The organism is Terrabacter sp. 2RAF25, from assembly GCF_052115265.1.
GTDB lineage: Bacteria > Actinomycetota > Actinomycetes > Actinomycetales > Dermatophilaceae > Terrabacter.
The window spans coordinates 624,119-649,322 of the sequence record NZ_JBFRGJ010000001.1 but is presented as its reverse complement, the minus strand read 5'-3'; the positions used below and the strand labels follow the sequence as shown (position 1 = coordinate 649,322).

General features: G+C 71.3%; 25 protein-coding genes. 8 read left to right on the top strand and 17 right to left on the bottom strand.

Features of this window, described 5'->3' with window-relative positions; genetic code table 11:
* Window positions 1–7 precede the first annotated feature (7 nt).
* Both sigE and AB4091_RS03090 read right to left on the bottom strand, forming a co-directional pair.
* The gene (gene sigE / locus AB4091_RS03095; RefSeq protein ID WP_442290243.1) at window positions 8–667 is read right to left on the bottom strand and encodes an RNA polymerase sigma factor SigE; all 660 of its coding nucleotides are present in this window, start codon (window positions 665–667) and stop codon (window positions 8–10) included.
* 175 nt (window positions 668–842) lie between these two features.
* On the bottom strand, window positions 843–1,301 hold the full coding sequence (locus AB4091_RS03090; RefSeq protein WP_442290242.1) for a hypothetical protein: 459 nt from the start codon (window positions 1,299–1,301) through the stop codon (window positions 843–845).
* Between the two features lie 72 nt (window positions 1,302–1,373).
* Here AB4091_RS03090 and AB4091_RS03085 point away from each other — a divergent pair, with 72 nt between their 5' ends.
* Window positions 1,374–1,997, top strand: a complete 624-nt coding sequence (locus tag AB4091_RS03085; RefSeq protein WP_442290241.1) for an O-methyltransferase — start codon at window positions 1,374–1,376, stop codon at window positions 1,995–1,997.
* Window positions 1,998–2,114: 117 nt separating this feature from the next.
* Here the strand turns inward: AB4091_RS03085 and AB4091_RS03080 are convergent, their stop codons facing one another.
* Complete coding sequence (locus AB4091_RS03080; RefSeq protein ID WP_013493416.1) at window positions 2,115–2,288, bottom strand: DUF3117 domain-containing protein; 174 nt, start codon at window positions 2,286–2,288, stop codon at window positions 2,115–2,117.
* Window positions 2,289–2,440: 152 nt separating this feature from the next.
* Here AB4091_RS03080 and AB4091_RS03075 point away from each other — a divergent pair, with 152 nt between their 5' ends.
* Complete coding sequence (locus AB4091_RS03075; RefSeq protein ID WP_442290240.1) at window positions 2,441–3,265, top strand: enoyl-CoA hydratase/isomerase family protein; 825 nt, start codon at window positions 2,441–2,443, stop codon at window positions 3,263–3,265.
* A 135-nt stretch (window positions 3,266–3,400) separates the two neighbouring features.
* On the opposite strand, the gene AB4091_RS03070 is transcribed toward AB4091_RS03075, so the two are convergent.
* The 5 genes from AB4091_RS03070 to dapE all read right to left on the bottom strand — a co-directional run bounded on the left by AB4091_RS03070 (window position 3,401) and on the right by dapE (window position 8,185).
* Entirely contained in the window at window positions 3,401–4,375 is a 975-nt protein-coding gene (locus AB4091_RS03070) for a hypothetical protein (RefSeq protein ID WP_442290239.1), read from the bottom strand.
* 204 nt (window positions 4,376–4,579) lie between these two features.
* Window positions 4,580–5,797: a hypothetical protein gene (locus AB4091_RS03065; RefSeq protein ID WP_442290238.1), complete on the bottom strand. Its 1,218-nt coding sequence runs from the start codon at window positions 5,795–5,797 to the stop codon at window positions 4,580–4,582.
* The gene (locus AB4091_RS03060; protein ID WP_442290237.1) at window positions 5,794–6,285 is read right to left on the bottom strand and encodes a cell division protein DivIVA; all 492 of its coding nucleotides are present in this window, start codon (window positions 6,283–6,285) and stop codon (window positions 5,794–5,796) included. Before AB4091_RS03060 ends, AB4091_RS03065 begins: the two co-directional genes overlap by 4 nt.
* A complete protein-coding gene (locus AB4091_RS03055; protein ID WP_442290236.1) occupies window positions 6,282–7,055 on the bottom strand; it encodes a TIGR00730 family Rossman fold protein in 774 nt (257 codons plus the stop codon). The genes AB4091_RS03060 and AB4091_RS03055 overlap by 4 nt, the downstream gene beginning before the upstream one ends.
* A gap of 23 nt (window positions 7,056–7,078) precedes the next feature.
* The gene (gene dapE / locus AB4091_RS03050) at window positions 7,079–8,185 is read right to left on the bottom strand and encodes a succinyl-diaminopimelate desuccinylase (RefSeq protein ID WP_442290235.1); all 1,107 of its coding nucleotides are present in this window, start codon (window positions 8,183–8,185) and stop codon (window positions 7,079–7,081) included.
* Window positions 8,186–8,281: 96 nt separating this feature from the next.
* On the opposite strand from dapE, the gene dapD reads away from it, so the two are divergent.
* Together dapD and AB4091_RS03040 are read left to right on the top strand one after the other, a co-directional pair.
* Window positions 8,282–9,214: a 2,3,4,5-tetrahydropyridine-2,6-dicarboxylate N-succinyltransferase gene (dapD, locus tag AB4091_RS03045; RefSeq protein ID WP_442290234.1), complete on the top strand. Its 933-nt coding sequence runs from the start codon at window positions 8,282–8,284 to the stop codon at window positions 9,212–9,214.
* A 60-nt stretch (window positions 9,215–9,274) separates the two neighbouring features.
* A complete protein-coding gene (locus AB4091_RS03040; protein WP_442290233.1) occupies window positions 9,275–10,165 on the top strand; it encodes a hypothetical protein in 891 nt (296 codons plus the stop codon).
* 24 nt (window positions 10,166–10,189) lie between these two features.
* Here the strand turns inward: AB4091_RS03040 and AB4091_RS03035 are convergent, their stop codons facing one another.
* The 4 genes from AB4091_RS03035 to fdxA all read right to left on the bottom strand — a co-directional run bounded on the left by AB4091_RS03035 (window position 10,190) and on the right by fdxA (window position 13,500).
* On the bottom strand, window positions 10,190–10,540 hold the full coding sequence (locus AB4091_RS03035) for a hypothetical protein (RefSeq protein WP_442290232.1): 351 nt from the start codon (window positions 10,538–10,540) through the stop codon (window positions 10,190–10,192).
* An 87-nt stretch (window positions 10,541–10,627) separates the two neighbouring features.
* A complete protein-coding gene (locus AB4091_RS03030) occupies window positions 10,628–11,908 on the bottom strand; it encodes a citrate synthase (RefSeq protein ID WP_442290231.1) in 1,281 nt (426 codons plus the stop codon).
* 144 nt (window positions 11,909–12,052) lie between these two features.
* Window positions 12,053–13,177: a succinyldiaminopimelate transaminase gene (dapC, locus tag AB4091_RS03025; protein WP_442290230.1), complete on the bottom strand. Its 1,125-nt coding sequence runs from the start codon at window positions 13,175–13,177 to the stop codon at window positions 12,053–12,055.
* A complete protein-coding gene (gene fdxA, locus AB4091_RS03020) occupies window positions 13,174–13,500 on the bottom strand; it encodes a ferredoxin (RefSeq protein WP_020143133.1) in 327 nt (108 codons plus the stop codon). The genes dapC and fdxA overlap by 4 nt, the downstream gene beginning before the upstream one ends.
* A 62-nt stretch (window positions 13,501–13,562) precedes the next feature.
* Here fdxA and AB4091_RS03015 point away from each other — a divergent pair, with 62 nt between their 5' ends.
* Window positions 13,563–14,708, top strand: coding sequence for a GNAT family N-acetyltransferase (locus AB4091_RS03015; protein ID WP_442290229.1), 1,146 nt, complete (start codon window positions 13,563–13,565; stop codon window positions 14,706–14,708).
* 7 nt (window positions 14,709–14,715) lie between these two features.
* On the opposite strand, the gene AB4091_RS03010 is transcribed toward AB4091_RS03015, so the two are convergent.
* The 5 genes from AB4091_RS03010 to AB4091_RS02990 all read right to left on the bottom strand — a co-directional run bounded on the left by AB4091_RS03010 (window position 14,716) and on the right by AB4091_RS02990 (window position 22,007).
* Window positions 14,716–16,452, bottom strand: coding sequence for a VanW family protein (locus tag AB4091_RS03010; protein WP_442290228.1), 1,737 nt, complete (start codon window positions 16,450–16,452; stop codon window positions 14,716–14,718).
* Between the two features lie 236 nt (window positions 16,453–16,688).
* A complete protein-coding gene (gene mshB / locus AB4091_RS03005; RefSeq protein ID WP_442290227.1) occupies window positions 16,689–17,621 on the bottom strand; it encodes an N-acetyl-1-D-myo-inositol-2-amino-2-deoxy-alpha-D-glucopyranoside deacetylase in 933 nt (310 codons plus the stop codon).
* A 136-nt stretch (window positions 17,622–17,757) separates the two neighbouring features.
* Window positions 17,758–19,491, bottom strand: a complete 1,734-nt coding sequence (locus AB4091_RS03000; protein ID WP_442290226.1) for an ABC transporter substrate-binding protein — start codon at window positions 19,489–19,491, stop codon at window positions 17,758–17,760.
* An 85-nt stretch (window positions 19,492–19,576) separates the two neighbouring features.
* Window positions 19,577–21,475, bottom strand: coding sequence for a translational GTPase TypA (gene typA / locus AB4091_RS02995; RefSeq protein ID WP_442290225.1), 1,899 nt, complete (start codon window positions 21,473–21,475; stop codon window positions 19,577–19,579).
* A gap of 76 nt (window positions 21,476–21,551) precedes the next feature.
* Window positions 21,552–22,007, bottom strand: a complete 456-nt coding sequence (locus AB4091_RS02990; protein ID WP_442290224.1) for a (deoxy)nucleoside triphosphate pyrophosphohydrolase — start codon at window positions 22,005–22,007, stop codon at window positions 21,552–21,554.
* A gap of 96 nt (window positions 22,008–22,103) precedes the next feature.
* On the opposite strand from AB4091_RS02990, the gene AB4091_RS02985 reads away from it, so the two are divergent.
* The 3 genes from AB4091_RS02985 to AB4091_RS02975 all read left to right on the top strand — a co-directional run bounded on the left by AB4091_RS02985 (window position 22,104) and on the right by AB4091_RS02975 (window position 25,140).
* On the top strand, window positions 22,104–22,412 hold the full coding sequence (locus AB4091_RS02985) for a 4a-hydroxytetrahydrobiopterin dehydratase (RefSeq protein ID WP_442290223.1): 309 nt from the start codon (window positions 22,104–22,106) through the stop codon (window positions 22,410–22,412).
* Between the two features lie 164 nt (window positions 22,413–22,576).
* Window positions 22,577–24,118, top strand: coding sequence for a hemolysin family protein (locus tag AB4091_RS02980; protein ID WP_442290222.1), 1,542 nt, complete (start codon window positions 22,577–22,579; stop codon window positions 24,116–24,118).
* Window positions 24,115–25,140: a hemolysin family protein gene (locus AB4091_RS02975; RefSeq protein WP_442290221.1), complete on the top strand. Its 1,026-nt coding sequence runs from the start codon at window positions 24,115–24,117 to the stop codon at window positions 25,138–25,140. Before AB4091_RS02980 ends, AB4091_RS02975 begins: the two co-directional genes overlap by 4 nt.
* Window positions 25,141–25,204 lie beyond the last annotated feature (64 nt).

The following is a 25,204-nucleotide window of genomic DNA, read 5'->3' as shown; positions in this document are numbered from 1 at the left end:
GGCCCCATCAGCGCGTGCTCGCCGCGACTCGACGACCGGGAAGGCGCAGGCCGGCGCGGCCGGTGCGCGTGCCGGGCTTGGCAGGACGGGCCGCAGCAGCGACCTCGGGTGCGCGGTGGGCCAGCGCCTCACGCAGCTGGGCGCGGCCGCGGTGGATGCGGGAGCGCACCGTGCCGAGCTTGACGCCGAGCGTGGCGCTGATCTCCTCGTAGGAGAGGCCCTCGATGTCGCAGAGCACGACCGCGGCGCGGAACTCCGGGGCGAGCGCGTCGAGGGCCCGCTGCACGTCGTCGTCGAAACGGGCGTCGTGGTAGGTCTGCTCCGGGCCCTTCTCGTAGCTCGGGAGGCGACCGGCGGCGTCGTCGGGCAGTGCGTCGAAGCGGATGCGCTGCTTGCGGCGCATCTTGTCGAGGAAGACGTTCGTGGTGATGCGGTGCAGCCAGCCCTCGAAGGTGCCGGGCTGGTAGGAGTGCAGTGACCGGAATACGCGCACGAAAACGTCGTGCGTCAGGTCCTCGGCGTCGTGGGGGTTGCCCGTCAGGCGGTACGCGAGGCGGTAGACGCGGGCCGAGTGCTGCTCCACGATCTCCTCCCAGGTGGGAGGCGTCCATGTCGAGTCGGCCTGCTCCCCGGGGGCGGGAGAGGTGGACGTCACGCTGGTGCTCACGGGGGAACGGGGCCTTTCACGGGGACGGTTCAACGACAAGAACGCCGTCGATGGTCGATTCGTTCCCACTGATCGTCCCGAGTCAGGCTGTCCGGGCGCCAGCCGGAACCTGTGGATCGGCTGTGGGGGCGAGCTCGGGCGGGTCACCGGGCGGCCACCGACAGTCGCCGGCTGGTCACGGCGACTGCTCGCCGCCGTCGCGCGGTACGGCCTCGTGGTGGCGGCGACCGTGCGTGCGGCGCTCCTCCTTCATCTCCGCCTCGAAGAGGTGGCGCCGTCCGTCGACGAGTTCGTCCCTGGCGAGCTGCTCCAGCCGCTTGAAGGTCGCGTAGTAGCCGTCGTCGTACTCCTCGACGATCTGGAAGGTCCACCTGCCCTCGACGACGTTGCGCCCGACGAGCTCGGTCGAGACGGTGTCGGCGAGCTCTGCGTGGCCCGAGTCGCGCAGCAGGTCCACGGCCTCGCCGAGGGCCAGGTCGGCCATGCCGGTGAGCCGGTGGAAGCCGTAGAGGTGCCCCCGGGCGTCCTCGACCACCTCGAGGGCCTCGGAGAGCTTGCCGAGGGCCTCGACCGTTGCGTCGTCGACGCCCTCCGGGCGCGTGTGTTCGGGCAGTGGGCGATCTGCTTCGTCCATGACCTGATCCTTACCCGATCCGGCCTGACAGGTGGCCGAACCCGCCCATCCGGTCACAGTAGGGTGACGGACATGAGCACGCAGAAGGTCGCAGCCTGGTCGCACGCCGAGGAGTTCGTCGCCGCGAGCGAGCACGTCGACGAGGCCCGCCGCCGCGGTGAGGAGCTCGGCGCCGAGTCGGTCGGCAACGGCGTCGGCTCGGTGCTGCAGGTGCTCGCGGCGGCCATCGGCGCCAAGGCGGTCATGGAGATCGGCACCGGCGCCGGGGCGTCGGGCCTGTGGCTGCTCGGCGGCATGCCGGCCGACGGCATCCTCACGACGATCGACCTCGACACCGAGCACCAGCGCGCCGCCCGCGAGGCGTTCGCGGCCGCCGGCATCGCCCACCAGCGCACCCGAGTCATCGCCGGCCGCGCCCTCGAGGTGCTCCCCCGCATGACCGACGCGGCCTACGACCTCGTCGTCGTCGACGCCGACAAGCAGGAGTACCCCGACTACCTGGCCCAGGCCACGCGCCTGCTGCGTCCCGGCGGAACCCTCGTCATGACGTGGAGCGACAAGGAGTCCGACCCGGCCAACCGCGACGCCGAGACCCGCACCCTGCGTGACGTCGGCCGCAGCATCCGCGACCACGACCAGTTCGCCGTGTCGCTCCTGCCCGTCGGCGAGGGCCTGCTCGTCGCCGTCAAGCGTTAGATCACGTATGCCGCCCGGCCGGCCGGGCGGCATACGTGATCGGTGATGCGGGCAGGGACGCGAAACGGCCCCCGACCGGGTTGGTCAGGGGCCGTCGAACCTGGATCAGGCGAAGGGTCAGTTGACGCCGTCACAACCCTGGATCGCGTCACGCAGAGCCGCAGCCTCGTCGGGAGTCATCTCGACAACGAGCCGGCCACCGCCCTCAAGGGGCATCCGCAGCACGATGCCGCGGCCCTCCTTGACGACCTCGAGCGGGCCATCGCCGGTCCTCGGCTTCATTGCTGCCATGGTTCCCCTTCCCTAGGAATCCTCGGTCTTTGGCCCCATTATTCCGTGTCTCGTTTGCGAGACCTAATCCGGGATGTGAGAGTCCGCACGTCAGGACCGCGAAGAGCCCTTCCCGCTTCCCCGACGGGACGGATTGGGACAGAGTGACGCCCATGACCGAGACCGTCGACCCCACCGTGACGCCCGACTCCCCCGCCCCCCTGCTCGTCGAGGTGACCCACGGGATCGCGTGGCTGCGGCTCAACCGGCCGGAGGCCATGAACAGCCTCGACAACGCGCTCAAGGACGCCCTCGTGGGCGCGTTGACGGAGGTTGCCGACGACCCGGCGGTGCGCTGCGTCGTGCTCACCGGCTCGGGGCGGGCATTCTGCGTCGGGCAGGACCTCAAGGAGCACGTACGCAGCCTCGCCGACCCCAGCTCGACCCTCGCGACGACGGTGACCGACCACTACAACCCGATCGTCACGGCGCTCTCGACGATGAACAAGCCCGTCGTCGCCGCCCTCAACGGCGTGGCAGCAGGCGCCGGGCTCAGCTTCGCGCTCGCCTGCGACTTCCGCATCGCGTCCGACCGGGCCGGTCTCAACACCTCGTTCGCCGGGATCGCGCTCTCGTGCGACTCGGGCGCCTCCTGGTCGCTCCCCCGGCTCGTGGGCCCGGCGAAGGCGAAGGAGCTGCTCCTGCTGCCGCGCACCGTCCCCGCCGACGAGGCGCTTGCCCTGGGCCTGGTGACGAAGGTGGTGCCGGCCGACGAGCTCGAGACCGCCGTGGGCGAGCTCGCGCGTCAGCTCGCCGACGGCCCGACCCTCGCGTACGGCTCGATCCGTCGAGCCGTCGCCTACTCGGCGAGCGCCGACCTGGCAGACGCCCTGGCCAACGAGGCCGAGCTGATGGCCCTCACCGGTGCGAGCAACGACCACCGGGCGGCCGTCGACGCCTTCCTCGCCAAGAGGCCGCCGGCCTACACCGGCACCTGAGCAGGCGCGGGCGCCCGGGTCGCGCAGACGCTGCCGGCCCTTCGGGGCGATGAGCCGGCCGATGGAGCTGCGCCCGGTGGGGTGATCACCCCACCAGGGGCCGGACCATCGGCCGTACCACCGTGTATCTCCGTCTCACCCAACCTCACGCAGGCCGTCGGCGCCGCGCTCCTGGGCGGTGACGGGCGCTCGCACACCGGTGCGCACCGCTGCCTCGTGGGCCCGTTCGATGCGGCGCAGCTGCGCCCCGGGGTCGCGAGCGAGTGCCGCCGGGGTGACACCGACGACCACGACGCGCACCGCCGACAGGTCGGAGCCCTGCACGACGGTGGCCTCCCAGTCGAGGCCGTCGGCGTGATACCGCCGCGACTGGACCATGACGGCCATCCCGACCTCGTCGAACCAGACGTCGGGGGACGTCAGCGCCTCGCCCGAAGGACCCGTCAGGAGCGGGTTCGCCATCGGTCTGGGCAAGCGGGTCGAGGTCCGGATCAGCGCGAGAAGGTCGGACTCGGGCACCGACCAGGCGCCGGCGGCCACCTCGGCCAGCACGCGCCGCAGGCGGATTGAGCCCGGGCGCCCCCTGGCGTCGACCCAGTGCTCCAGGTCGTCGAGCCGGACGAGTCGGCGCTGCACCGCCTCGATCACGATCGCCCGGGCGCCTCGTTCGTCAGCGGTCTCGGCCGCGGCATCCACGACCGCCCGCGCCAAGCACCCCAGCCGCAAGGGTCCTCGTGTCAGGACCGGCTCCCCGACGAGGGTCGTGCTCCGGACGTCGACCCAGGCGATGCGACGAGACCGTCTGGGCGTAGGCACCAGCACCTTGACCGGCATCCCCAGCCGGCAGCCCGTGATGCCGTGAAGCGCTGCTGCCGTCGACCCGGCGAGCCACGCCCCGTCCCCGGCGACGAGCTGTGCGGCGACGAGACGCTGCTGGTCGGTCGGCAGGCCGGTCTGCAGGGCGTAGACACCGGGCAGCAGCAACCTCCAGTCCCGGCCCACCCGCCAGCGCATGGTCTCGCGGGTGACACCGGCCGCCAGCAGCTGACGACGTGTCACGATCCCGCACTGCGACTCGGCGACGGCGGTCGCGGCGTCTGTCAGGCCCATACGATCAGCCTGGCGCGTCGGAGCACACGGGCATGACAGACCCGCGCAGCTGTGGACAGCGCGGCATCCCCGGCGTCAGGTGTGGACAGCTCGATCGCCCGCCAGATCGTCCGCCGGTTCTGGTGGTGTTCACCCCACGTGCCGCACGATCACCCCGCGAGTCATTCGGCCCGGACCCCCACGCGGGTGGCCAGACGCGTCAGGTCACGGGGGGTAGTCGCCCGTGGGCGAGGGGACGTAGCGCCAGAGCACGTCGGTCCACCAGTACTGGCCCGCCACGAAGACGACGAGAAGCGGCACGAACCGCCACAGCAGGCGCCTCCAGGTGTTGCCGCGCCGGTCGGCCCACCCCGCGCCCAGCACGACCACGAGCAGCGGGAACAGGGGCAGCAGGTAACGGAAGATGCTGGTGAACGGGTCGAGCGTCGCGATGAGGTAGAAGGTGTAGCCGAGCGTCCAGGTGCGCAGGTCGGCACCGAGGTTGCGCGCCCACGGGCCGACGACCATGAGCAGGATGACGATCGGGCCGCCGACGAGCCACGGTCCCCAGGTCGGGTCCTGCACCCGGTCGATCCACGGCACGAACAGCTCGACGGTGTCGTAGCTGCGCCACGAGGCCATCGTGTCGGTGTAGGCCGAGCTCGACCCGGTGCGCCACCACGCGATCGCCGGCCACAGCAGGCCCGCCACACCGCAGCCGACGAGCGAGGCGAGCATGGACGCGTACGTCCCCCTCGAGATCGCGCGCTCGCGTCGCCTCCGCCACCGCATCACGACGACCACGAGGGTCACGAGACCCAACGGCACCGCGATGGGCCGTGACAGGCCGATGAGCAGGGCGACGGCCGTCGCGACCAGCCACCGCTCCCGGGAGAGCGCGTAGAGGTAGCCGAGCAGCAGCAGCATGGCGAGCGACTCGGTGTAGGCGAGCTGGAGCGTCACGGAGGCCGGGAAGCTCGCCCAGAGAGCGACGACGAGGTATGCCGCTGGGTCGCCGATGCGCTCGCGGAGCAGCAGCCCCATGAGGACTGCGGCGCCGACGCCGCAGAGCAGCGCGATGGTGGAGGCGACGGTCGGGAAGCCGAGGCCGGTGAGGGCCATGAACAGGCGCGACAGCAGCGGGAAGAGCGGGTAGAAGGCCCACGGGTTCTGTCCGACCCGCCCGGAGTCACCGACCGGCAGGACGTCGGGGTAGCCGGTGTGGGCGATGATGCCGTACCACTCGCCGTCCCACAGGGCCGTGAACGAGAAGTAGGTGACCGGCACCCCGTCTCCGCCGGTCATGCTGCTCGGCACCTGGTGCGGCAGCACGAGCAGCAGGATCGTCGTCGACACGACACGGGCGAAGGCGTATGCGGCGAGCACCCAGGCGATGAAGACGCGCCGTGAGGCCAGAGGGCGCAGCGGGTGGACCTCGGTCATGGGGTGCGTTCGTGACCGACCGACGGTGCGGACGGCGTACGTGCCTCGCCCTCCTCGACGCCCGGATCATCGTGCTCGTCGACGCCGTCGGGTTCGGCAGGGGTGCCGCGACTCGCCACGATTTCGGACCCAGGGTCCGCCTCGGGGGTCGCCGCGGGGTGCAGCTCGGGGTCGGGCCCGTCGTCGGTCGCGGTCTCGGCGACTCCCGGGGCGGGCTCGCCCCGCAGCACGGCGATCTGCTCGTCCTTCTCCCGCAGCTCGCGACGCAGCCGGTCGACGACACCGTCGACCTGGCTCATGCGGTAGCCCCGCGCCCCGACGTCGAAGACGAGGTCGTCGAAGTCGGTGTCGGCCAGCGGCTCGTCGGGCAGCGGCTCGTGGCTCAGGCTCGCACTGGCGCGCCCGAGGCCACCGCCGGCGAGCCCCAGCAGGAGCGCGACGACCAGGCACAGCACGATGATCCCGACGAAGAGGATGAACCACTTCACGTGCGCGGCTCCTCGTAGGTGCGGATCAGCTTGACGGCCTCCTGGGGGTCGTCGGTGACGATGAGCCGGTCGAGGTCGGCGGGGCTGATCATGCCGTGGTCGAGCACCGTGGAGCGCAGCCAGTCGAGCAGTCCCTGCCAGTAGTCGACCCCCATGAGCACCACGGGGAACTCGGTGACCTTGCGGGTCTGCGCCAGCGTCAGCGCCTCGAAGAGCTCGTCGAGGGTGCCGAACCCGCCGGGCAGCACGATGAACCCGCGGGAGTACTTGAGGAACATGACCTTGCGGGCGAAGAAGTAGCGGAAGTTGATGCCGAGGTCGACGTACTCGTTGAGCCCGGTCTCGAAGGGCAGCTCGATGCCGAGCCCCACCGAGGTGCCCTTCGCCTCGAAGGCCCCCTTGTTGGCCGCCTCCATGGCACCCGGGCCGCCACCGGTGATGACGGCGTAGCCCTCCTCGACGAGCAGGCGCCCCACCTCGACACCGATGGCGTATGCCGGGTCGTCGGGTCGCGTGCGCGCGGAGCCGAACACGGCGACCGCCGGCCCGAGCTCCGACAGGGCGCCGAAGCCCTCGACGAACTCCGACTGGATGCGCATGACGCGCCACGGGTCGGCGTGCAGCCAGTCGGCGCGCTGGTGGCCCTCGAGCAGGCGCTGGTCGCTGGTGGTCAGGGGGACCTTGTGACGCCGCAGGGTCACCGGGCCGGTCTGGCGGCGGTCCTCGCGCGGCTTTCCCGGTTTGCGGGTGGCGGGTTGTTCGTCGGTCACACCGACAACCCTATGCGGCGCGGCTATGCGAGCCAGCGCAGCAGGGCGGCCTCCGCGTCGCCGTACTGCCCGACCGGGCAGCGCTCGTCGTCCATGTGGGCGAGGTTGGGGTCACCCGGTCCGTAGTTGACGGCCGGGATGCCCAGCCCGGAGAACCGGGCCACGTCGGTCCAGCCCTCCTTGGCGCTCACCGGCACGCCGAGCGCGTCGATGAAGGCCTTGGCCGCGGGCAGGAGCAGCCCCGGGCGGGCACCGTCGGCGGCGTCGGTGAGCTCGACGTCGAACCCGTCGAAGACCTGCCGGACGTGCGCCAGCGCCGCGTCGGTGTCCTTGTCGGGGGCGTAGCGGTAGTTCACGGTGACGACGCACCGGTCGGGGATGACGTTGCCGGCGATGCCGCCCGTGATGCCGACGGCCTGGAGGGCCTCGTGGTAGTCGAGCCCGTCGACGGTGATCGTCTCGGCCTCGTAGGCGGACAGTCGCGCGAGGACGGCACCGGCGTCGTGTATGGCGTTGTGCCCCTTCCACGGGCGAGCCGAGTGCGCGGCGATGCCCTTGGTCGTGATCTCGACCCGCAGCGTTCCCTTGCAGCCCCCCTCGATGGCGCCGTTGGTCGGCTCGAGCAGCACGGCGAAGTCGCCGGCGAGCTGGTCGGGCGAGGTGTCGGCGAGACGGGCGAGACCGTTGAACGTGCCGTCGATCTCCTCGCACTCGTAGAAGAGGAAGGTGAGGTCGCGAGCCGGCTCGGTGACCTCGGCCGCGATGCGGAGCATGACGGCGACACCGCCCTTCATGTCGACGGTGCCCCGGCCCCACAGCTCGTCGTCGACGCGGCGGGTGGGCAGGTTGGGCACGTCGGTCAGCGGGACCGTGTCGATGTGGCCCGCGAGCACGACCCGCTCGTCGCGGCCGAGGGAGGTGCGGGCGACGACGGTGTTGCCGTCGCGGGTCACCTCGAGGTGGGCGAGCGGACGCAGCGCGGCCTCGATGGCGTCGGCGAGCGCCTCCTCGTGCTGGCTCACGGACTCGATGTCGCAGATCGCCGCGGTGAGCGCCGTGACGTCGGCGCCGAGGTCGAGGACGGGGCCGGTCGCGGAGGTCGGGTCTGCGGGCAGCGGGGTCGACGGCATACGGGAAGGCTAGCGGCCACACCCTGCGCAGGCCCCCGGGGTCCGCTCCGCGGGTGCGTGTGCCGACCCGGCACGCTGCCCCATATCCTTGCCGCCATGTCGGAGCGCAGCGCATGGGGTCACGGACTGACGACGATCACGGACGACGGGCAGGTGCTCGACACCTGGTTCCCGCAGCCGGCGCTGGGCACGGCGCCCGCGGACGCGGTGGCACCCGAGGGCCTCGAGGTCCTGGCCGGCACCGACGGGGCCCGCCGCGTGCGCACCGAGGTGCGGCTCGTCGAGATCGACCTCGACGCTCCCCCGGCCGACGCGCCCGACGCGTACCTGCGCCTGCACCTGCTCTCGCACTGCCTCGTCGCACCCAACACGATCAACCTGGACGGCGTCTTCGGCGCGCTGCCGAACATCGCGTGGACCAGTGCCGGCGCCTGCGCCGTCGAGGGCTTCGAGCAGACCCGGCTGCGGCTGCGCGCCCGCGGGCAGCACGTCGCCGTCTACGGCGTCGACAAGTTCCCGAGGATGACCGACTTCGTGGTCCCCCAGGGCGTACGCATCGCCGACGCCGACCGCGTGCGCCTCGGCGCGCACCTCTCCGCCGGCACCACGGTCATGCACGAGGGCTTCTGCAACTTCAACGCCGGCACGCTCGGCACCTCGATGGTCGAGGGCCGCATCGTGCAGGGCGTCGTCGTCGGCGACGGCTCCGACATCGGCGCGGGCGCCTCGATCATGGGCACCCTCTCGGGCGGCGGCACGGAACGCGTGAGCATCGGCGAGCGTTGTCTGGTCGGAGCCAACGGAGGCATCGGCATCGCCCTGGGCGACGACTGCGTCGTCGAGGCCGGGCTCTACGTCACGGCGGGGACCAAGGTGACGCTGCCCGACGGGTCCGTGGTCAAGGCCAAGGAGCTGTCGGGATCCAGCAACATCCTGTTCATCCGCAACAGCGTCAGCGGTGCCGTCGAGGCCCGCGACCGCAAGGGAACGGGCATCACCCTGAACGCCGCCCTCCACGCCAACGACTGACCGAACCGGAACCCGACCCGACCACCGGTTCAGACCAGAGCCGGACCACCTGAGGACCCCATGCCGACAACCCGACCGGGCCCCGCCCTCGCTGAATCCCGCGACCGCGGAGGTCCACGCGGGCGTGCCCCTGTGCGCCGTCGGCGACGGTGGGTGACCCTGCTGGTCGTGCTGGCACTCGTCGGGGCGGGCGGCTGGTTCGGTGCCCGCTTCCTCATCTCCAGCGTGGTCAACCCCCAGTGCACCATCAAGGCGTCGGGCATGACCGAGACGTTCGACCCCGACCAGACGGCGAACGCGGCCCTCATCTCGGCGCTGTCGGTCAAGCGCCAGATGCCGCCGCGCGCCGCGACGATCGCGCTGACGACCGCCTTCCAGGAGTCGAAGATCCGCAACCTGCGCTACGGCGACCGCGACTCGGTCGGGCTCTTCCAGCAGCGACCCAGCCAGGGCTGGGGTACCGAGTCGCAGATCCTCGACCCCGTCTACGCGACGAACCGGTTTTACGACGCCCTGGAGAAGTTCAAGGGCTACGAGACGGCCGACATCACCAAGATCGCCCAGCGCGTGCAGAAGAGCGGCTTCCCCGAGGCCTACCGCGACCACGAGGGTCAGGGCCGCGTGCTTGCCTCGACACTCACCGGGCACTCCCCCGCGGGGCTCACCTGCCGTTTGGACGCCGTGAAGCAGGCGGTCTCCCCCTCCCGTGTGATCGGCGACCTGTCGCAGCAGATGGGCGTGACCGAGGCCCGTTCGGGCAGCGGCGGCGTGACCGTCAGCGCCGCGGACGCCACGACAGCCTGGGCCGTCGCCCACTGGGCGGTCGCGCGCGCCGAGATGTACGGCGTCACGTCCGTCTCGATCGGCGGGCGCACCTGGGACCGCAACCACGGCGACGAGGGCTGGTCGGCGGGCACGGCCGGCACCACGGTCACCGTGAAGCTCGGCTGACGGCATACGCCCCGGGTGAACCGGTCAGCCGGTCGCCCTGTCGAGGTGCTGCAGGAGGTCGTGGGCCGCGAGCTCGACGTCCTTGTGCCGCCACTCCGACGCGCGGTAGACGCAGGCGATGAGCGCCGTGCGGTGAACCCGCCGCAGGTCGCCGTAGACGAAGGCGTAGCGCGCCTTCGTCTCGTCGTTCGCGCCCTCGGTGAGCCCCAGGTGCCACGCGGCGTAGTCGTCCCACGAGTGCCGTTCGAGGTAGGCGTTCTGGGCCTCGGCGTCGGGCTGGGACCGCCCCCAGTCGCTGTCGAGGACGTACAGCCGCTTGTCGATGAGCTCGCGGCACCGGGCGACCGCCGCATCGTTGACGAGGTACGTGGCCATCGACCCATCATGCCGATGCCCCCGTCCCTGAGGGGCGGGGGCATCGGGTGGATCTCGGGTGGATCTCGGGTCGGACGACCGGGACGATCAGGCCGGGTAGCTGCGCTCGGCCTCGCCGGTGTAGATCTGGCGCGGGCGGCCGATCTTCGTCTCGGGGTCGTTCATCATCTCGCGCCACTGGGCGATCCAGCCCGGGAGGCGGCCGATGGCGAAGAGCACCGTGAACATCTTCGACTCGAAGCCCATGGCCTTGTAGATGAGGCCGGTGTAGAAGTCGACGTTCGGGTAGAGCTTGCGCTCGACGAAGTAGTCGTCGGCCAGCGCGATCTCCTCGAGGCCCTTGGCGATCTCGAGCAGCGGGTCGTTCTGGCCGAGCTTCTCGAGGATGTCGTCGGCCGCCTTCTTGATGATGGCGGCGCGCGGGTCGTAGTTCTTGTAGACGCGGTGCCCGAAGCCCATGAGGCGGACACCGTCCTCCTTGGCCTTGACCTTCTCCATGAACTTCTTCGGGTCGTCGCCCGAGGCATGCAGCTTGCCGAGCATCTCGAGGACGGCCTGGTTGGCGCCGCCGTGGAGCGGGCCGGACAGGGCGTGGATGCCGGCCGAGACCGAGTTGAAGAGGTTCGCGTGGGCCGAGCCGACGAGGCGCACCGTCGAGGTCGAGCAGTTCTGCTCGTGGTCGGCGTGCAGGATGAAGAGCAGGTCGAGCGCCTTGGCGACCGTCGGGTCGACCTCGTAGGGCTCGACCGGGTAGCCGAACGTCATGCGCAGGAAGTTCTCGACGAACGACAGCGAGTTGTCGGGGTACATGTACGGCTGGCCGACGCTCTTCTTGTGGGCCATGGCCGCGATGGTCGGCAGCTTCGCGAGGAGACGGACGGTCGAGATCTCGACCTGCTCCTGGTCGAACGGGTCGAGGCTGTCCTGGTAGAACGTGCCCAGCGCCGAGACGGCCGAGCTGAGCACCGGCATCGGGTGGGCGTCGCGCGGGAAGCCGTTGAAGAAGGCGCGGAGGTCCTCGTGCAGCATCGTGTGCCGGCGGATGGAGTCCTCGAAGCGCGTCAGCTCCTCGGGGGTCGGCAGCTCGCCGTAGATGAGCAGGTAGGCGACCTCGACGAACGTCGACTTCTCCGCCAGCTCGGCGATGGGGTAGCCGCGGTAGCGCAGGATCCCCTCGTCGCCGTCGATGTAGGTGATCGCGCTCTTGCACGATGCGGTGTTGACGAAACCGACGTCGTAGGTGACGAGGCCGGTCTCCTTCAGCAGGGAGCCCACACCGAGCCCGTCGTTGCCCTCCACCGCGTCGACGCCCGGGAACGTGAGTTCCTTGTCTGCGACCTTGAGTGTCGCGTCCACTGCCTTCGTCACTGTTCCTCGCCTCCTGTCACTCCGGCCCAAAGACGCCGGACGTATCCGCGAGCGACGTTACCCCAGCGTGCTCGTGGCCGAGAACACAGGTCCATCCCCGGGCCACTGCACGCCCACCTGCCGTGACGGGCGTGACGCACGGGGTCAGAGGCGCTCGCAGGCCGCCGCGATGCGCTCGTCCGTGGCGGTCAGCGCGATGCGCACGTGGCGGGCGCCCGCAGCGCCGTAGAAGGCACCCGGGGCCACGAGGATGCCTCGGTCGGCGAACTCGGAAACCGTTGTCCAGCAGTCCTCCTCGCGGGTCGCCCACAGGTAGAGCCCGGCCTCGGAGTGGTCGATGCGCAGGCCTGCACGGGTGACTGCCGCGACCAGCTGCTCACGCCTGCTGGCGTATGCCGCCCGCTGCGACTGCACGTGCGCGTCGTCGCGCAGGGCGACCGCCATCGCGTGCTGCACCGGTGTGGGCATGATCATGCCGGCGTGCTTGCGCACCTCGAGGATCGTCGCGACGATCGCGGGGTCACCGGCGACGAAACCTGCTCGGTAGCCGGCGAGGTTGGACTGCTTCGAGAGGGAGTAGACGGCGAGCAGGCTCGTGTGGTCGCCGCCGCAGACGTCGGGATGCAGGATGCTCGGCGTCGCGGTGCCGGACTGGCCCTCGCGCCAGTCGAGCTCGGCGTAGCACTCGTCGCTCGCGACGACGACGCCGTGCTCGCGGGCCCAGTCGACGACCTTGCGCAGGTGGTCGACGCCGAGGACCTGGCCGTTGGGGTTGCCCGGACTGTTGAGCCACAGCAGCTTTGGCGTCGTGGACGCCGTGAGGGGGCCCAGGCTCGTCAGCGACTGCGCGACGACGCTCGTCGCACCGGCGATGCGGGCGCCGATGTCGTAGGTCGGGTAGGCCACGGCCGGGATGCCGACGACGTCTCCTGCGCGCAGGCCGAGCAGCGTCGGCAGCCAGGCGACGAGCTCCTTGCTGCCGATGGTCGGGAGCACGCCGTCGGTCGTGAGGCCGGCGACGCCGCGCCGACGCGCGAACCACTCGACGACGGCCTCACGCACGTCGGTGGTGCCGACGGTCAGCGGGTAGCCGGGGGCGTCAGCCGCCTCGGCCAGCGCACGGCGTACGACCTCGGGGGTGCGGTCGACGGGGGTGCCGACTGACAGGTCGACGATGCCCCCCGGATGCGCGACCGCTCGCGCCTTGTGGGGCGCGAGCGAGTCCCAGGGGAAGTCAGGAAGGTCGAGCCCTCTGACGGTGAGGGTCACTCGTCGTGCTCCTGCGGGGGCAGGGCCTCGATGAGCGGGTGGTCCTTGTCGATGACGCCGAGCTTCGCCGCGCCGCCGGGGCTGCCCAGGTCGTTGAAGAACTCGACGTTGGCGTTGTAGTAGTCGGCCCACTGCTCGGGCACGTCGTCCTCGTAGTAGATCGCCTCGACGGGGCACACGGGCTCGCAGGCGCCGCAGTCGACGCACTCGTCGGGGTGGATGTAGAGCGACCGCTTGCCCTCGTAGATGCAGTCGACCGGACACTCCTCGATGCAGGCACGGTCCTTCAGGTCGACGCAGGGCTGGGCGATGACGTAGGTCATGGGGAGCGGGACCTCCTGTGGAGCGTTCGGGAGCGGATGCTGCACCGCCTAGTATGCCGGACATGAACGGCGACCCCACGCACGGCCCCACCGATGAGACCCACTCCGACACAGGCTCGGAGACCGGCTCGGAGACGGGCTCGGAGCCTGGCTCGGGGACGGGCTCGGAGGCGATCGCTCTCGGCGCCAGCGACACCCACGGCCACCGCCTCAGCGCGGGCCTGGCCATCGGCGGCCGCGTCGTCGTGCGCTACCGCCTCGCGGAAGGAGCGGAGGCCGCCGCGACCGACTTCGTCGGCGAGCTCGTCGCGCGGGATGCCGACTTCCTCATCGTCGACACCAAGACCGAGCGGGTGAAGCTGATCCGCGCCGACATCCTCGCCGCCAAGGCGGTTCCGCCGCCCGCGAGCCGCCCCGGCAGGCCGCACGAGCGGGTGTCGGCCGACGACCTCGAGAAGCTGATGGCGAAGGGGTGGCAACCGGTCGACCGCGGCGGCGTGGGCGACTGGGTGCTGCGCGCCTCCGACGGATTCACCGGCCGCGCCAACTCGGCGCTGGTGGTGGGCGACCCGTCCCTCCCGGTCGACAAGGCGATCGACTTCGCCGAGAAGTGGTACTCCGACCGGGGGCGCCCCGCGATCTTCCAGGTGCACGGTGAAGCCGGCTTCGACCCGGCCGAGCAGCCCACCGTCGCGGCCCTGCTCGACCGCGGCTACGAGATCGGCGGGGGCCAGGAGAGCTGGCAGCGGGTGCTCGTCATGACCGGCCCGTCCGCGGCGGTCCCCCCGCTCACCGAGCAGTCGGCTCCCGTCACCGCGGACGCCGAGCTGCAGCTCGACTGGCTGACGACCTACGGCCAGCAGCGCTCCATCGTGCCCGGGGCCACCGAGGCGGTGCTCACCGGCAGCGACGGGCAGCTCTTCCTCTCGGTGCGCGATCCCGAGAGCGCGGCGATCATCGGGCTCGCCCGTCTGGCGATCCACCCCGGCTGGGCGGGGATCTTCGGCCTCTGGGTGCACCCCGACCACCGGCGTACGGGCGTGGCCACGACCATCGTGTCGGCGGCCGCGATGGTCGCCCGCGAGAACAACATGCCGGCGATGTACATCCAGGTGTCGGGCGACAACGCCGCGGGCGTCGCGTTCTGGACGGACCTCGGCTTCACGGTGCACCACGAGTACACCTACCTCGCGAAGACGTCCGCCTGACAGGCCGTCACGGCGGGGTGGCCGCCGGGTTGGTGCAGACGATGTGGTCCTCGGGGACGTAGTGGGTCCGCACGGACTCGCTCTTGACGAGCGTGGTCGTGGCGTGACGGAACCACTGGCGGGTGACCGTCACGTCGAACCCCGGGTTGGGCTGCTGCGGGTAGCACTTGAGGCTGTTGGTGCGAATCGTCTTGGCAGGCACGATGTTTCGCCGCGGACCCTTGACCGACTTGATGTCCCACGTCTTGGTGCTCCAGATGCGGCCGTGGACGAAGCCGCCCTCGACCCAGGTCTGGAGGAGCATTCCGTAGGAGGTGTCGTTCTTCCACCGGTTGTCGACGGTCGGCCAGTACACCGTCGCCTCGCGCCCCTCGGGGTAGCGGGGGATGAAGAAGGCGTGCGCGGTGAACTCCTGGATGTCGGCCCCGGCGAAGTAGGCCATGTTGTAGATGACCGTCGAGACCTGGCTGATGCCGCCGCCCGTGCCCCGCGTCAGCCGGCCGTTGATGATGACGGTGCCGTCGGCATACCCCTTGTCGGTGGTGCGCTCGCCGAGGATCCCGTTGAGGCTGAAGGTGCCTCCCGGGGGGACGTAGGTGCCGTTGATCCGCTTCGTCGCCACGACGAGGTTGTTGGTGCGGGTCGGGTCGTTGGTCGGGAACGGGCTCTTGAAGTCGACGACCACGGTCGTCACGCCGGCCTTCTGGGCGTCCTGCGTGGTGAACGGTGGACGGGCGACCGTGGCGCTCACGTCGACCGTGCGGTTGGTGCCCGAGATCGCCGCCACGACGCGCTTGCCGATGGCGTCCTCGTCGACGGCGAGCCCGTCGACCGACGGCACGAGGCGGGGCTTGCCGTTGCCTGCCTCGAAGACCCAGCGCGCACTGCTCGCCGCGCGGGTGGTCGCCCGGACCTTCGTCGCGACCAGCCGCGTGAGCGCCGTCTGGTCGAAGGCCGGCTTGAGACCGCCGGCGCCGTCGGACACCACCGACACCATGGAGGCGTACTCTGCCGGGGCGAGCACGGCCCGGGTGGTGCCGCTGACGAGCGTCAGGGGCCCCGACATCGCGGTGCTGCCGAACTGGTCGGCAACCTGCTGGACCGTCTCGGAGCTGACCTGGGGGTCGGTGTCGCGGACCGCCGCGGTCGCCTCGGTCGCGTCGGGGAACGCCTTGCGCAGCGCGAGCTTCGTGGCCGCGATGTCGAGCGTGCGGCCTGGCACGGGCAGGTCGACGGCGACGGTCCCGCCGGGAAACGTCACGCGGCCCTCCACGGGCGTCACGGCGACGCTGGGGGCGAGCTTCTCGAGATAGGCGGTCAGGCGGTCGTCGTCGCCGCTCGTGAGCAGGGGCGCCTCGACCGACCCGGTCAGCTTGTCCCACACCCGCCTCGGGTCGAGCGTGAAACCGGTGAGACCGTCGAGGGACCGGTCGGCGTCGACGCTCAGGCCGGCCTCGCTGGGCACGACCTCGACCGGGTCGGCGCGCCCCGGGACGGTGAGGGCGATGGGCGTTGCGAGCAGGGAGCGCGAGCCCTTGTCGATGGCGGCCCGTGCGGCCTCGGGCGTCATGCCGCCGACCTGGATGTCGCCCACCGACACCGAGGCGGGCACGTGCTCGGCCGACCAGGTGCAGAGCCCGGCATAGCCGCCGCCGAGCACGACGACCGCGACGAGGAGGCGAAGCGTGGTGGAGCGGCGGTCGCGGCCGTGGTCACGGTTCGGCACGTACGGGTCGTCGGACATCGGCTCTCCGGTCAGCGGATCAGGGTGGCACGACCGTAGTGCCAGCGGCCCGTCTTTTCGGCGAGGCGCGTCACCGACTCGCCCTCGTGACGCGATCCCTGCCCGCTCCTCCCCCCAAAATCGAGAGAACGCTCCGTCACGTATCCCCCGGTGACGGAGCGCTCTCTCGATCGGGGACGACGTGACGGAGTGTTCTTTCGATCGGGGGACGAGGTGACGAAGTGTTCTTTCGATCGTCAGGCGAGAAGGTCGGTGCCGTGGTGGCCGGTCGGCCGCCACGTGAGCGGGTCGACCCGGCGGAACCCTTCGCGACCGGTCGTGCGCACGGCGATGAGGTTCGAGAGCGCGTGCACGTCGTCGCTCGCGACGAGCACCTGCGTCGCGTGGGCGCGCAGCGCGTCGTTCTTCACGGACCGCGCGGCGTCGTCGTGCACGACGTGGCTCACGGCCTCGTCGTCGACGACCGACGGTGGGAAGGGGTGGTCCCCTGCAGGCACGGTCAGCCGTGGGGCGTCCGGACCTCCCGCAGCCACGACTCCTCCGAGCTCGGGGTCACGCCACCACCCATCGGTGGCGAGCAGGGCCGGGTCGGCAGCGGCCAGCCACGCTCGGTCCTCGCGCACCCACCCGACCGGCGTGACGATCTCGTAGGTGCGCCCGGGCAGCTCCGCGGCCTCGAGCAGCTGGAGCGCGCGACGGGTGACCCGGTGCGCCTGGATGTGGTCGGGATGTCCGTAGCCGCCGTGCTCGTCGTAGGTGACGACGACGTCCGGACGGACCTCGCGCAACAGGTCGGTCACGAGGCCACCGGCCTCGTCGAGGTCGGCCCGCGCGAAGGCCTCGGCGCGGGCAGCCGCGGGCGAGCCGGCCATGCCCGAGTCGCGGTAGCGGGAGAGCCTGCCCGCCGACGCGTCGGCCCCGAGGACGTGCATCGTCGCGCCGATGCGTGACAGCGCGCGGACCAGCTCGCCGTGACGGTGGGGGCCCAGGCGGTCGGACGGGTCGCCCTCGAGGTGCGCGAGCGACGGCGGGATGACCTCACCCTCCTCGCCGAGCGTGCACGTCAGCACGTGGACGTCGTCACCGCGCTCGACGTGGTGGGCCATCGTAACGCCGCAGGTGAGCGTCTCGTCGTCAGGATGGGCGTGGACGAACAACAGGCGCGGCACGGGTCCCCTCTCGTTCTGTCGGCTCTGTCGGCTCGGTCGGCTCGGTCGGCTCGGTCGGCTCTGTCGGCTCTGTCGGCTTGGTCGGCTCTGTCGGCTTGGCCGGCTTGGCCGGCTCGGTCGCGTCGGTCAGGCCACGTCAGCGCACGGACGCGGTGGCGAGGTCGACGATGCCACCGACGCTGTGGTCCTCGTAGGACTTGACGCCGGCGCCGTGCAGGTAGAGGGCCTTGGTCGCGGACAAGCCGATGTAGCCGACCTCGCCGCGGATGGTGCTGTCGGCCTGTTCCCACACCTTGGCCCGGGCGGCCGGGTCGGCGGTCGCGTCGGCCTCGTCGATGAGGGCGTTGAGGGCGTTGCTCGAGAAGTAGCCGACGTCCTGGCCGGGACCGGAGGAGTCGATGTTGATGCGCGAGTCGAAGAGCGCCGGCAGCACGCCACCCGCGGACGGCCAGTCGGGCGTCCACACCCCACGGAAGACGTCGTACGAGTCGACCGACGTGGGCTTCTCGATCTCCACGTAGTACTCCTCGGGGGCCACGCCCTTGAGCTCGACGTCGAAGCCCGCGCGCTCCCACCCGGCGGCCAGGGCGGCATACGCCTTGTCGGCCAGCACCGAGCGGGCGTAGACGACGCGCAGCTTGACCGGCAGCTTGACGCCGGCCTGCTGGAGCATCCGGCGGGCTGCCTCGGGGTCGCCCTCGACGCCGTTGGCGGACGGCGGCCTGACCGAGTCGGGGTAGACCGTCGGCGACAGGACCGACCACGTCGGGGTGCCCGCGCCCTCGCCACCGGTGGCGGCGACGTAGGTCGCCCGGTTGGTCGACGTGGCCAGCGCCCTCCGCACCGCAGGGTTGGCCATCGCCTTGCTGCGCATGTTGATGGCCAGGTAGTCGACGTTGCCCGTGAAGGGGAAGGTCAGCCGCGCCTGGAGGTCGGTGCCCGCCTGGTTGCGCAGGGTCGGGCTCGCCTGCACCCACGACACGGCGTACGCGTCGTCGGCCTGCTGGTTGAGCAGCCGCTGGATGACCGTGGACTCGCCGAGCCCGGAGGACACCTGGATCTCGTCGGGGTACGCGTGCCGGATCGGGTCGGTGCGTGGGTCCCAGTGCTCGTTGCGCACGAAGGTGCCGCCCTTGCCGACCACCCACGGCGCCTTGAGGCGGTAGGGCCCGCTCGACATGACGGCGTACGACGCCTTGTCGGTCTTCGTGTCGGCCGACGCCTTGCGGGGGGCGAACTCGGGCAGCGCGACGATGTGCGGGAAGTCCGGCTCGGCGTCGCGCAGCTTGAAGGTGACCGTGCGGCCCTGGCAGGAGACGGCGCGGTCGAAGTCGGCCTGGTGGGCGGTGTCGGAGGGCCCCGCGTAGACGGGCTTCTCCAGGCCCTCGGCCGTGACCTGCGTCGGCATGTCGAGCAGGTAGCTGGCGTAGTTGGTGCCGCCCACGTGGGTGCGTCGGTCGAACGTGCGCGCGACGCCGTGGCGCACGTCCTCACAGCTGATAGGCGAGCCGTCCTGCCACGTGAGGCCGTCGCGGAGGGTGAAGCTCCACGACCGCGCGCCGTCGGACGGGGTGCCCGCGTCGGTCGCGAGGTCTCCCTGCACGTCGCGCTGGTGTGCCCCGGTGCCGTATGCCGTGAGCCCGCGCACGAAGGTGCGCTGGGCGAAGAACGCCTCGGGACCGACGTACATCAGCTGCGGGTCCCACGTCGCGACGGTGCCCGCGACGAGCACCTGCAGGGTGCCGCCGGGCTGCCCGGCGGCCGACGCCGACGTGGCGGGCACGGCGGCGCTCTGCGCCGACGTGTCGGGCGCGCCGGTGCACGCCGCGGCACCCGAAGCCAGGACGGCAGCCCCGACCCCGACGGCCACGCACCGGCCCAGAGACCGACTCAAGGACCGGCCCAGGGACCTGCTCAGCCCGAGTACCACGCGCCCCACCACAGGCACGGGTCGGTCAGCCTTCGGCCTTCGCCGCCGAACGCGCGCGTGACGCGGTTCGGGCGCGCTCGCCGGCGTCGAGGACGACCTTGCGGATGCGAACCGACTCGGGCGTGACCTCGACGCACTCGTCCTCGCGGCAGAACTCGAGGCTCTGCTCGAGGCTCAGCTTGCGCGGCGGGACGATCTTCTCGAAGTTGTCGGAGGAGGAGGCGCGCACGTTGGTGAGCTTCTTCTCCTTGGTGATGTTGACGTCCATGTCGTCGGCGCGGGAGTTCTCGCCGACGATCATGCCCTCGTAGACCTCGGTCGTCGGGTCGACGAAGAGCGTGCCGCGCTCCTGGAGGTTGACCATGGCGTAGGAGGTGACGACGCCCTTGCGGTCGGAGACCAGCGAACCGCTCGTGCGGGTCGTGATGGTGCCGAACCACGGCTCGTAGTCCTCGAAGACGTGGTGGGCGATGCCCGTGCCGCGCGTCTCGGTGAGGAACTCCGTGCGGAAGCCGATGAGGCCACGGCTGGGCACGAGGAACTCCATGCGGATCCAGCCTGTCCCGTGGTTGGTCATCTGCTCCATGCGGCCCTTGCGGGCCGCCATGATCTGCGTGATGGCGCCGAGGAACTCCTCGGGGGTGTCGATGGTGAGTCGCTCGACGGGCTCGTGGACCTTGCCGTCGACCTCGCGCGTCACGACCTGCGGCTTGCCGACGGTCAGCTCGTAGCCCTCGCGGCGCATCTGCTCGACGAGGATGGCGAGCGCGAGCTCACCACGGCCCTGGACCTCCCAGGCATCGGGGCGCTCGGTGTTGAGGATGCGCAGCGAGACGTTGCCGATGAGCTCCTTGTCGAGGCGGTCCTTGACCATGCGGGCGGTGACCTTCGAGCCGCGGACCTGGCCGACCATCGGGCTCGTGTTCGTGCCGATGGTCATCGAGATGGCCGGCTCGTCGACCGTGATGAGCGGCAGCGGGATCGGGTTCTCGGCGTCGGCGAGCGTCTCGCCGATCGTGATCTCGGGGATGCCGGCGACGGCGATGATGTCGCCGGGGCCGGCGCTCTCGGCTGGCTTGCGCTCGAGGGCCTCGGTCATGAGCAGCTCGGTGATCTTGACGCGCTGCTGCGAGCCGTCGTGGCGGCACCACATGACCTGCTGGCCCTTCTTGATCGTGCCGTTGAAGACACGGAGCAGGGCGAGGCGGCCGAGGAAGTTGGAGGCGTCGAGGTTGGTCACGTGCGCCTGCAGGGGCGCCTCGTCGTCGTACGTCGGCGCCGGGATCGTCTGGAGGATGGTCTCGAAGAGGGCCTCGAGGTCCTCGCCCTCCGGCAGGCCACCGTTGTCGGGGCGCTCCAGGGAGGCGCGGCCGGCCTTGGCCGACGCGTAGACGATCGGGAAGTCGATCTGCTCCTCCGTCGCGTCGAGGTCGAGGAAGAGCTCGTAGGCCTCGTCGACGACCTCGGCGATGCGCGAGTCGGGACGGTCGACCTTGTTGATGCAGAGGATGACCGGCATCTTCGCGGCGAGCGCCTTGCGCAGCACGAAGCGGGTCTGGGGCAGCGGGCCCTCGGACGCGTCGACGAGGAGCACGACACCGTCGACCATGGACAGGCCGCGCTCGACCTCGCCACCGAAGTCGGCGTGGCCGGGGGTGTCGATGATGTTGATCGTCACGCCGTCGGCCAGACCGCGGTCGGAGGCCGCCTTGCCCGTGTAGTGCACCGCGGTGTTCTTCGCGAGGATCGTGATGCCCTTCTCGCGCTCGAGGTCACCGGAGTCCATCGCGCGCTCGTCGACGTGCTGGTGCTCACCGAAGGCACCGGACTGCCAGAGCATCTTGTCGACGAGGGTGGTCTTGCCGTGGTCGACGTGGGCGACGATGGCGACGTTGCGGATGTCCGCGCGGGTCTTCATGGGCATGAGGAACAGTCTCTCAGGGTTTCGGGGGTGGTCCGGACCACGGCTGTGGGTGGTGCCAGCGGTGTGTGAGGGGACGTCAGGGGCTGCTGGGGCGGAGGACGGCCTCGAGCTGCTCGACGATGGGCAGGTCGGCCGGTAGCCAGGCCACGGCGCGCAGGTCGTCGAGCGCCAGCCACCGCAGCTCGTCGTGGTCCTCGATGGGAGCCGGCGTGCCCTCGACGACCTCGGCGAGCCACACGAGCATCTCGTAGCGGTCGCCAAGTGGCCAGGTGCTGCCCGGCAGCGGCCCGGGCACGTGCGACCCGAGCTGCACGCGGACGCCGAGCTCCTCGAGCACCTCGCGGTGCAGCGCCGACAGCGGCGACTCGCCCTCGTCGACCTTGCCCCCTGGCAGCTCCCACCCCCCGGCGAGCGCGGCGGGCTCGGTGCGCCGGGCGGAGAGCAGCCGGGTGGGCCGCACGAGGTCGTCGACGATTGCCGCCCCGACGACGAGGCGGACTGGCTGGCGGTCCGAGGTGCTCCTGCTGCTCATGGCGACGTCGATGGTGCCACACGGAGGCATCGCACCGGTGCGCATCGGTGAGCGGTAGGAGGCCACCCGGCATACGTCCGGGGTTTACTGGAGGGCATGACACGACTGCTCACCGACGAGGAGATCGAGCGGCAGCTCGGCGACCTGCCCGGCTGGACGCGCGACGGCGACACGATCCGTGCCTCCTACGAGGCGCCGGAGTTCCTCACCGGCATCTCCCTGGTGCAGGAGGTGGGCGCGGCCGCCGAGGCGATGGACCACCACCCCGACATCGACATCCGCTGGCGCACCGTCAGCTTCGCGCTGTCGACGCACTCCGAGGGCGGCCTCACGCAGCTGGACGTCGAGCTGGCCCACCAGATCAGCCAGGAGGCCGCGCGCAAGGGCGCCACCGCCTCCGGGTGACGGCGCGACCAGACGGAACGGGGCGGCCGCGTAACTTAGGATCACCTCATGCGATCGCACTCACGCTCCGGCTCGCGCGCCGAGTCCCAGGAGGGCCATAGTCCCTGGCCGGACCCCGTCCGGCCGTCCCCGCCCCACCACCTGCTCGTGCGGGTGGTGATCGCATGAGCACCGCCCTCGGCATCGGCCTGGGCATCCTGCTGATCCTCGCCCTCACCGCGGCGACCGGCTACTTCGTGGCGCAGGAGTTCGCCTACGTGGCCGTCGACCGCAACGCGCTCAGGCAGCTCGCCGACGACGGCGACGCCGCCGCCCAGCGGGCCATGAAGGTGACCTCGCAGCTCTCCTTCACCCTGTCGGCCGCCCAGTTCGGCATCACCGTGACCGCGCTGCTCGTCGGCTACGTGTCCGAACCCCTCGTGGGCGAGGGGCTCGCCGAGCTGCTCGACCCCTCGATGTCGTACGCCGCCCGGCTCAGCCTGTCGGTCACCGCCGTCCTCGTCTTCTCCACCATCGTGCAGATGGTCTTCGGCGAGCTCGCTCCGAAGAACCTCGCGATCGCGCGCACCGTGCCGCTCGCCCGGGCCCTCAGCCGCTCGACCCTCGCCTACCTCACGGTGTCAGGCCCGCTCGTGCGCCTCTTCGACCGCGCGTCGACGGCCCTGCTGCGCAAGGTGGGCATCGAGCCCGTCGAGGAGCTCGAGCACGGCGCCACCGCCGAGGACCTCACCCGCATCATCGACGAGTCCCACGCCGGCGGCCTGCTCGACGACGACCTGTCCGAGGTGCTCGAGGGCGGACTGCGGTTCCGCGAGCTCGACGCCGGCGACGTGATGACCCCCCGCGTACGCGTCACGACCGTTCGCGCCGACGCCTCGGTGTCGCAGCTCGTCGAGCTGCTCGACACCGGCTGGTCGCGCTTCCCGGTCACGGGCCGCGACGGCGACGACATCGTGGGCGTGGCCGGCATCGCCGAGGTGCTCTCGGTCGAGCCGGGACAACGGCCCAGCACGACGGTGGGGTCGGTCGCCTCCGACCCGACGGTCGTGCCCACGAGCGCCCCGCTCCCCCGCGTGCTCGAGCAGATCCGCGCCGACCACCGGCAGCTGGCCGTCGTCGTCGACGAGCACGGCGGCTTTGCCGGCATCGTCACCTTCGAGGACATCGCCGAGGAGGTCGTCGGCGACATCCTCGACGAGGACGACACGCCCCAGCCGGGCGTCGTCGAGGCCGGGCCCGACACCTGGGTGGTGCCCGGCCATCTGCGCCTCGACGAGCTCGACAGCGCCAGCGACCTGACGCTGCAGAGCGGCGACGAGTACTCCACTGTCAGCGGTCTCATCCTCGAGCACCTCGGGCGCACCGCGGTCGTCGGCGACGGCGTCCTCGTCGAGGCGAGTCGCGAGGTCGTCACGGACCGTCACCAGGACGTCGACGGCCGGACCGGCACCGAGGCCGCCGACGACACCGACTACGCCGACGGCGACGACCCGGCATCCGCCTCCAGCGGTGACGACGAGCCCCGGCGCCTGCCCGTGTCGGTGCGCCTCACGGTCGAGGGGGTCGAACGGCACGTGCCCTCTTCCGTGCGGGTGGAGGTGCTCGACCTCATGTCCGACCTCGAGGCCCTCGACGCCGAAGGCGACGACCAGGGTGATGCCGTGCGGCCCCCCGCCACCGACGAGCGGACGGAGGCCGGCCGATGATCACCGCCCTGCTCGTCTCCCTCCTCCTGCTGGTGCTCAACGCCTTCTTCGTCGCGGCCGAGTTCGCAGTGGTCGCGAGCAAGCGCCACCGCCTCGAGACCCTCGCCGAGCGCGGCTCCGTGGCGGCGCGAGCCGCCGTCCGAGCCAACCGCGAGCTGTCGCTCATGCTGGCCGGAGCCCAGCTCGGCATAACCCTGTGCACGCTGGGGCTCGGCTCTCTCGCCAAGCCCGCGGTTGCCGAGCTGCTGACGCCCGTCTTCACGTTCGCGCGCCTGCCCGACGCGGCGGCATACGTCGTCTCCGTCGTGCTGGCCGTCGGCATCGTCGTCTTCCTGCACATGGTCGTCGGCGAGATGGCCCCCAAGTCGTGGGCCATCGCGCACCCGGAGCGGTCGGCGGTCCTGCTCGCACTTCCGTTCCGCGGATTCGCGTGGGTGGCCCGGCCGGCCCTGAGCCTGCTCAACGCACTGGCCAACGGGTGCCTCCGGCTCGTGGGGGTCACGCCCCAGAACGAGCTCGGGCAGGTGCACGGGCCCAAGGAGCTGCAGCTGCTCATCGCGAGCTCCAAGGACCACGGCATGCTCGCCGAGCCCGAGCACCGCGTGCTGGCCGGTGCGATCGACCTCGACACGACGTCCCTCACCGAGGTCGTCGTGCCGATGGACCGGGCGATCGGGGTCCCCACCTCCGCCACCTGCGCCGAGGCCGAGGCCCTGTCGCGCGACACCGGCCGTTCGCGGCTCGTCGTGCGCGAGGGTGGTCGACCGGTCGGCATCGCCCACGTGCGCGACATCGTCCGCGCGCCCAGGCAGGCCCCCGTCACCACGGTCACGGCACCGGCGCTGCACGTCGACCAGGGGCTCTCCCTGCTCGACACGGTGTCGCTGATGCGGGCCGCGCGCGCCCAGCTCGTCATCGTCGACGGGCCCACCGGTCCCGTCGGCCTGGTCACGATGGAGGACCTCCTCGAACGCGTGCTGGGCACCTTCGAGGACGAGACGGACCCGTCGGCCGAGTCCTAGCCGCACGCGTACGCGGACAACCGGGACAGACCGCCGCCGGGACGCAGCACGCGTCCCGGCGGCG

Coding starts and splice junctions, on each gene's coding strand:
- AB4091_RS03070 (WP_442290239.1), bottom strand. CDS start 4,375: ATGGGCCTGACAGACGCCGCGACCGCCGTCGCCGAGTCGCAGTGCGGG.
- AB4091_RS03090 (WP_442290242.1), bottom strand. CDS start 1,301: ATGGACGAAGCAGATCGCCCACTGCCCGAACACACGCGCCCGGAGGGC.
- dapD (WP_442290234.1), top strand. CDS start 8,282: ATGTCGGAGCGCAGCGCATGGGGTCACGGACTGACGACGATCACGGAC.
- AB4091_RS02985 (WP_442290223.1), top strand. CDS start 22,104: ATGACACGACTGCTCACCGACGAGGAGATCGAGCGGCAGCTCGGCGAC.
- AB4091_RS03085 (WP_442290241.1), top strand. CDS start 1,374: ATGAGCACGCAGAAGGTCGCAGCCTGGTCGCACGCCGAGGAGTTCGTC.
- AB4091_RS02975 (WP_442290221.1), top strand. CDS start 24,115: ATGATCACCGCCCTGCTCGTCTCCCTCCTCCTGCTGGTGCTCAACGCC.
- AB4091_RS03080 (WP_013493416.1), bottom strand. CDS start 2,288: ATGGCAGCAATGAAGCCGAGGACCGGCGATGGCCCGCTCGAGGTCGTC.
- typA (WP_442290225.1), bottom strand. CDS start 21,475: ATGCCCATGAAGACCCGCGCGGACATCCGCAACGTCGCCATCGTCGCC.
- AB4091_RS03040 (WP_442290233.1), top strand. CDS start 9,275: ATGCCGACAACCCGACCGGGCCCCGCCCTCGCTGAATCCCGCGACCGC.
- AB4091_RS03010 (WP_442290228.1), bottom strand. CDS start 16,452: ATGTCCGACGACCCGTACGTGCCGAACCGTGACCACGGCCGCGACCGC.
- AB4091_RS03015 (WP_442290229.1), top strand. CDS start 13,563: ATGAACGGCGACCCCACGCACGGCCCCACCGATGAGACCCACTCCGAC.
- dapE (WP_442290235.1), bottom strand. CDS start 8,185: ATGCCGTCGACCCCGCTGCCCGCAGACCCGACCTCCGCGACCGGCCCC.
- fdxA (WP_020143133.1), bottom strand. CDS start 13,500: ATGACCTACGTCATCGCCCAGCCCTGCGTCGACCTGAAGGACCGTGCC.
- AB4091_RS03065 (WP_442290238.1), bottom strand. CDS start 5,797: ATGACCGAGGTCCACCCGCTGCGCCCTCTGGCCTCACGGCGCGTCTTC.
- AB4091_RS03075 (WP_442290240.1), top strand. CDS start 2,441: ATGACCGAGACCGTCGACCCCACCGTGACGCCCGACTCCCCCGCCCCC.
- AB4091_RS02980 (WP_442290222.1), top strand. CDS start 22,577: ATGAGCACCGCCCTCGGCATCGGCCTGGGCATCCTGCTGATCCTCGCC.
- AB4091_RS03035 (WP_442290232.1), bottom strand. CDS start 10,540: ATGGCCACGTACCTCGTCAACGATGCGGCGGTCGCCCGGTGCCGCGAG.
- AB4091_RS02990 (WP_442290224.1), bottom strand. CDS start 22,007: ATGAGCAGCAGGAGCACCTCGGACCGCCAGCCAGTCCGCCTCGTCGTC.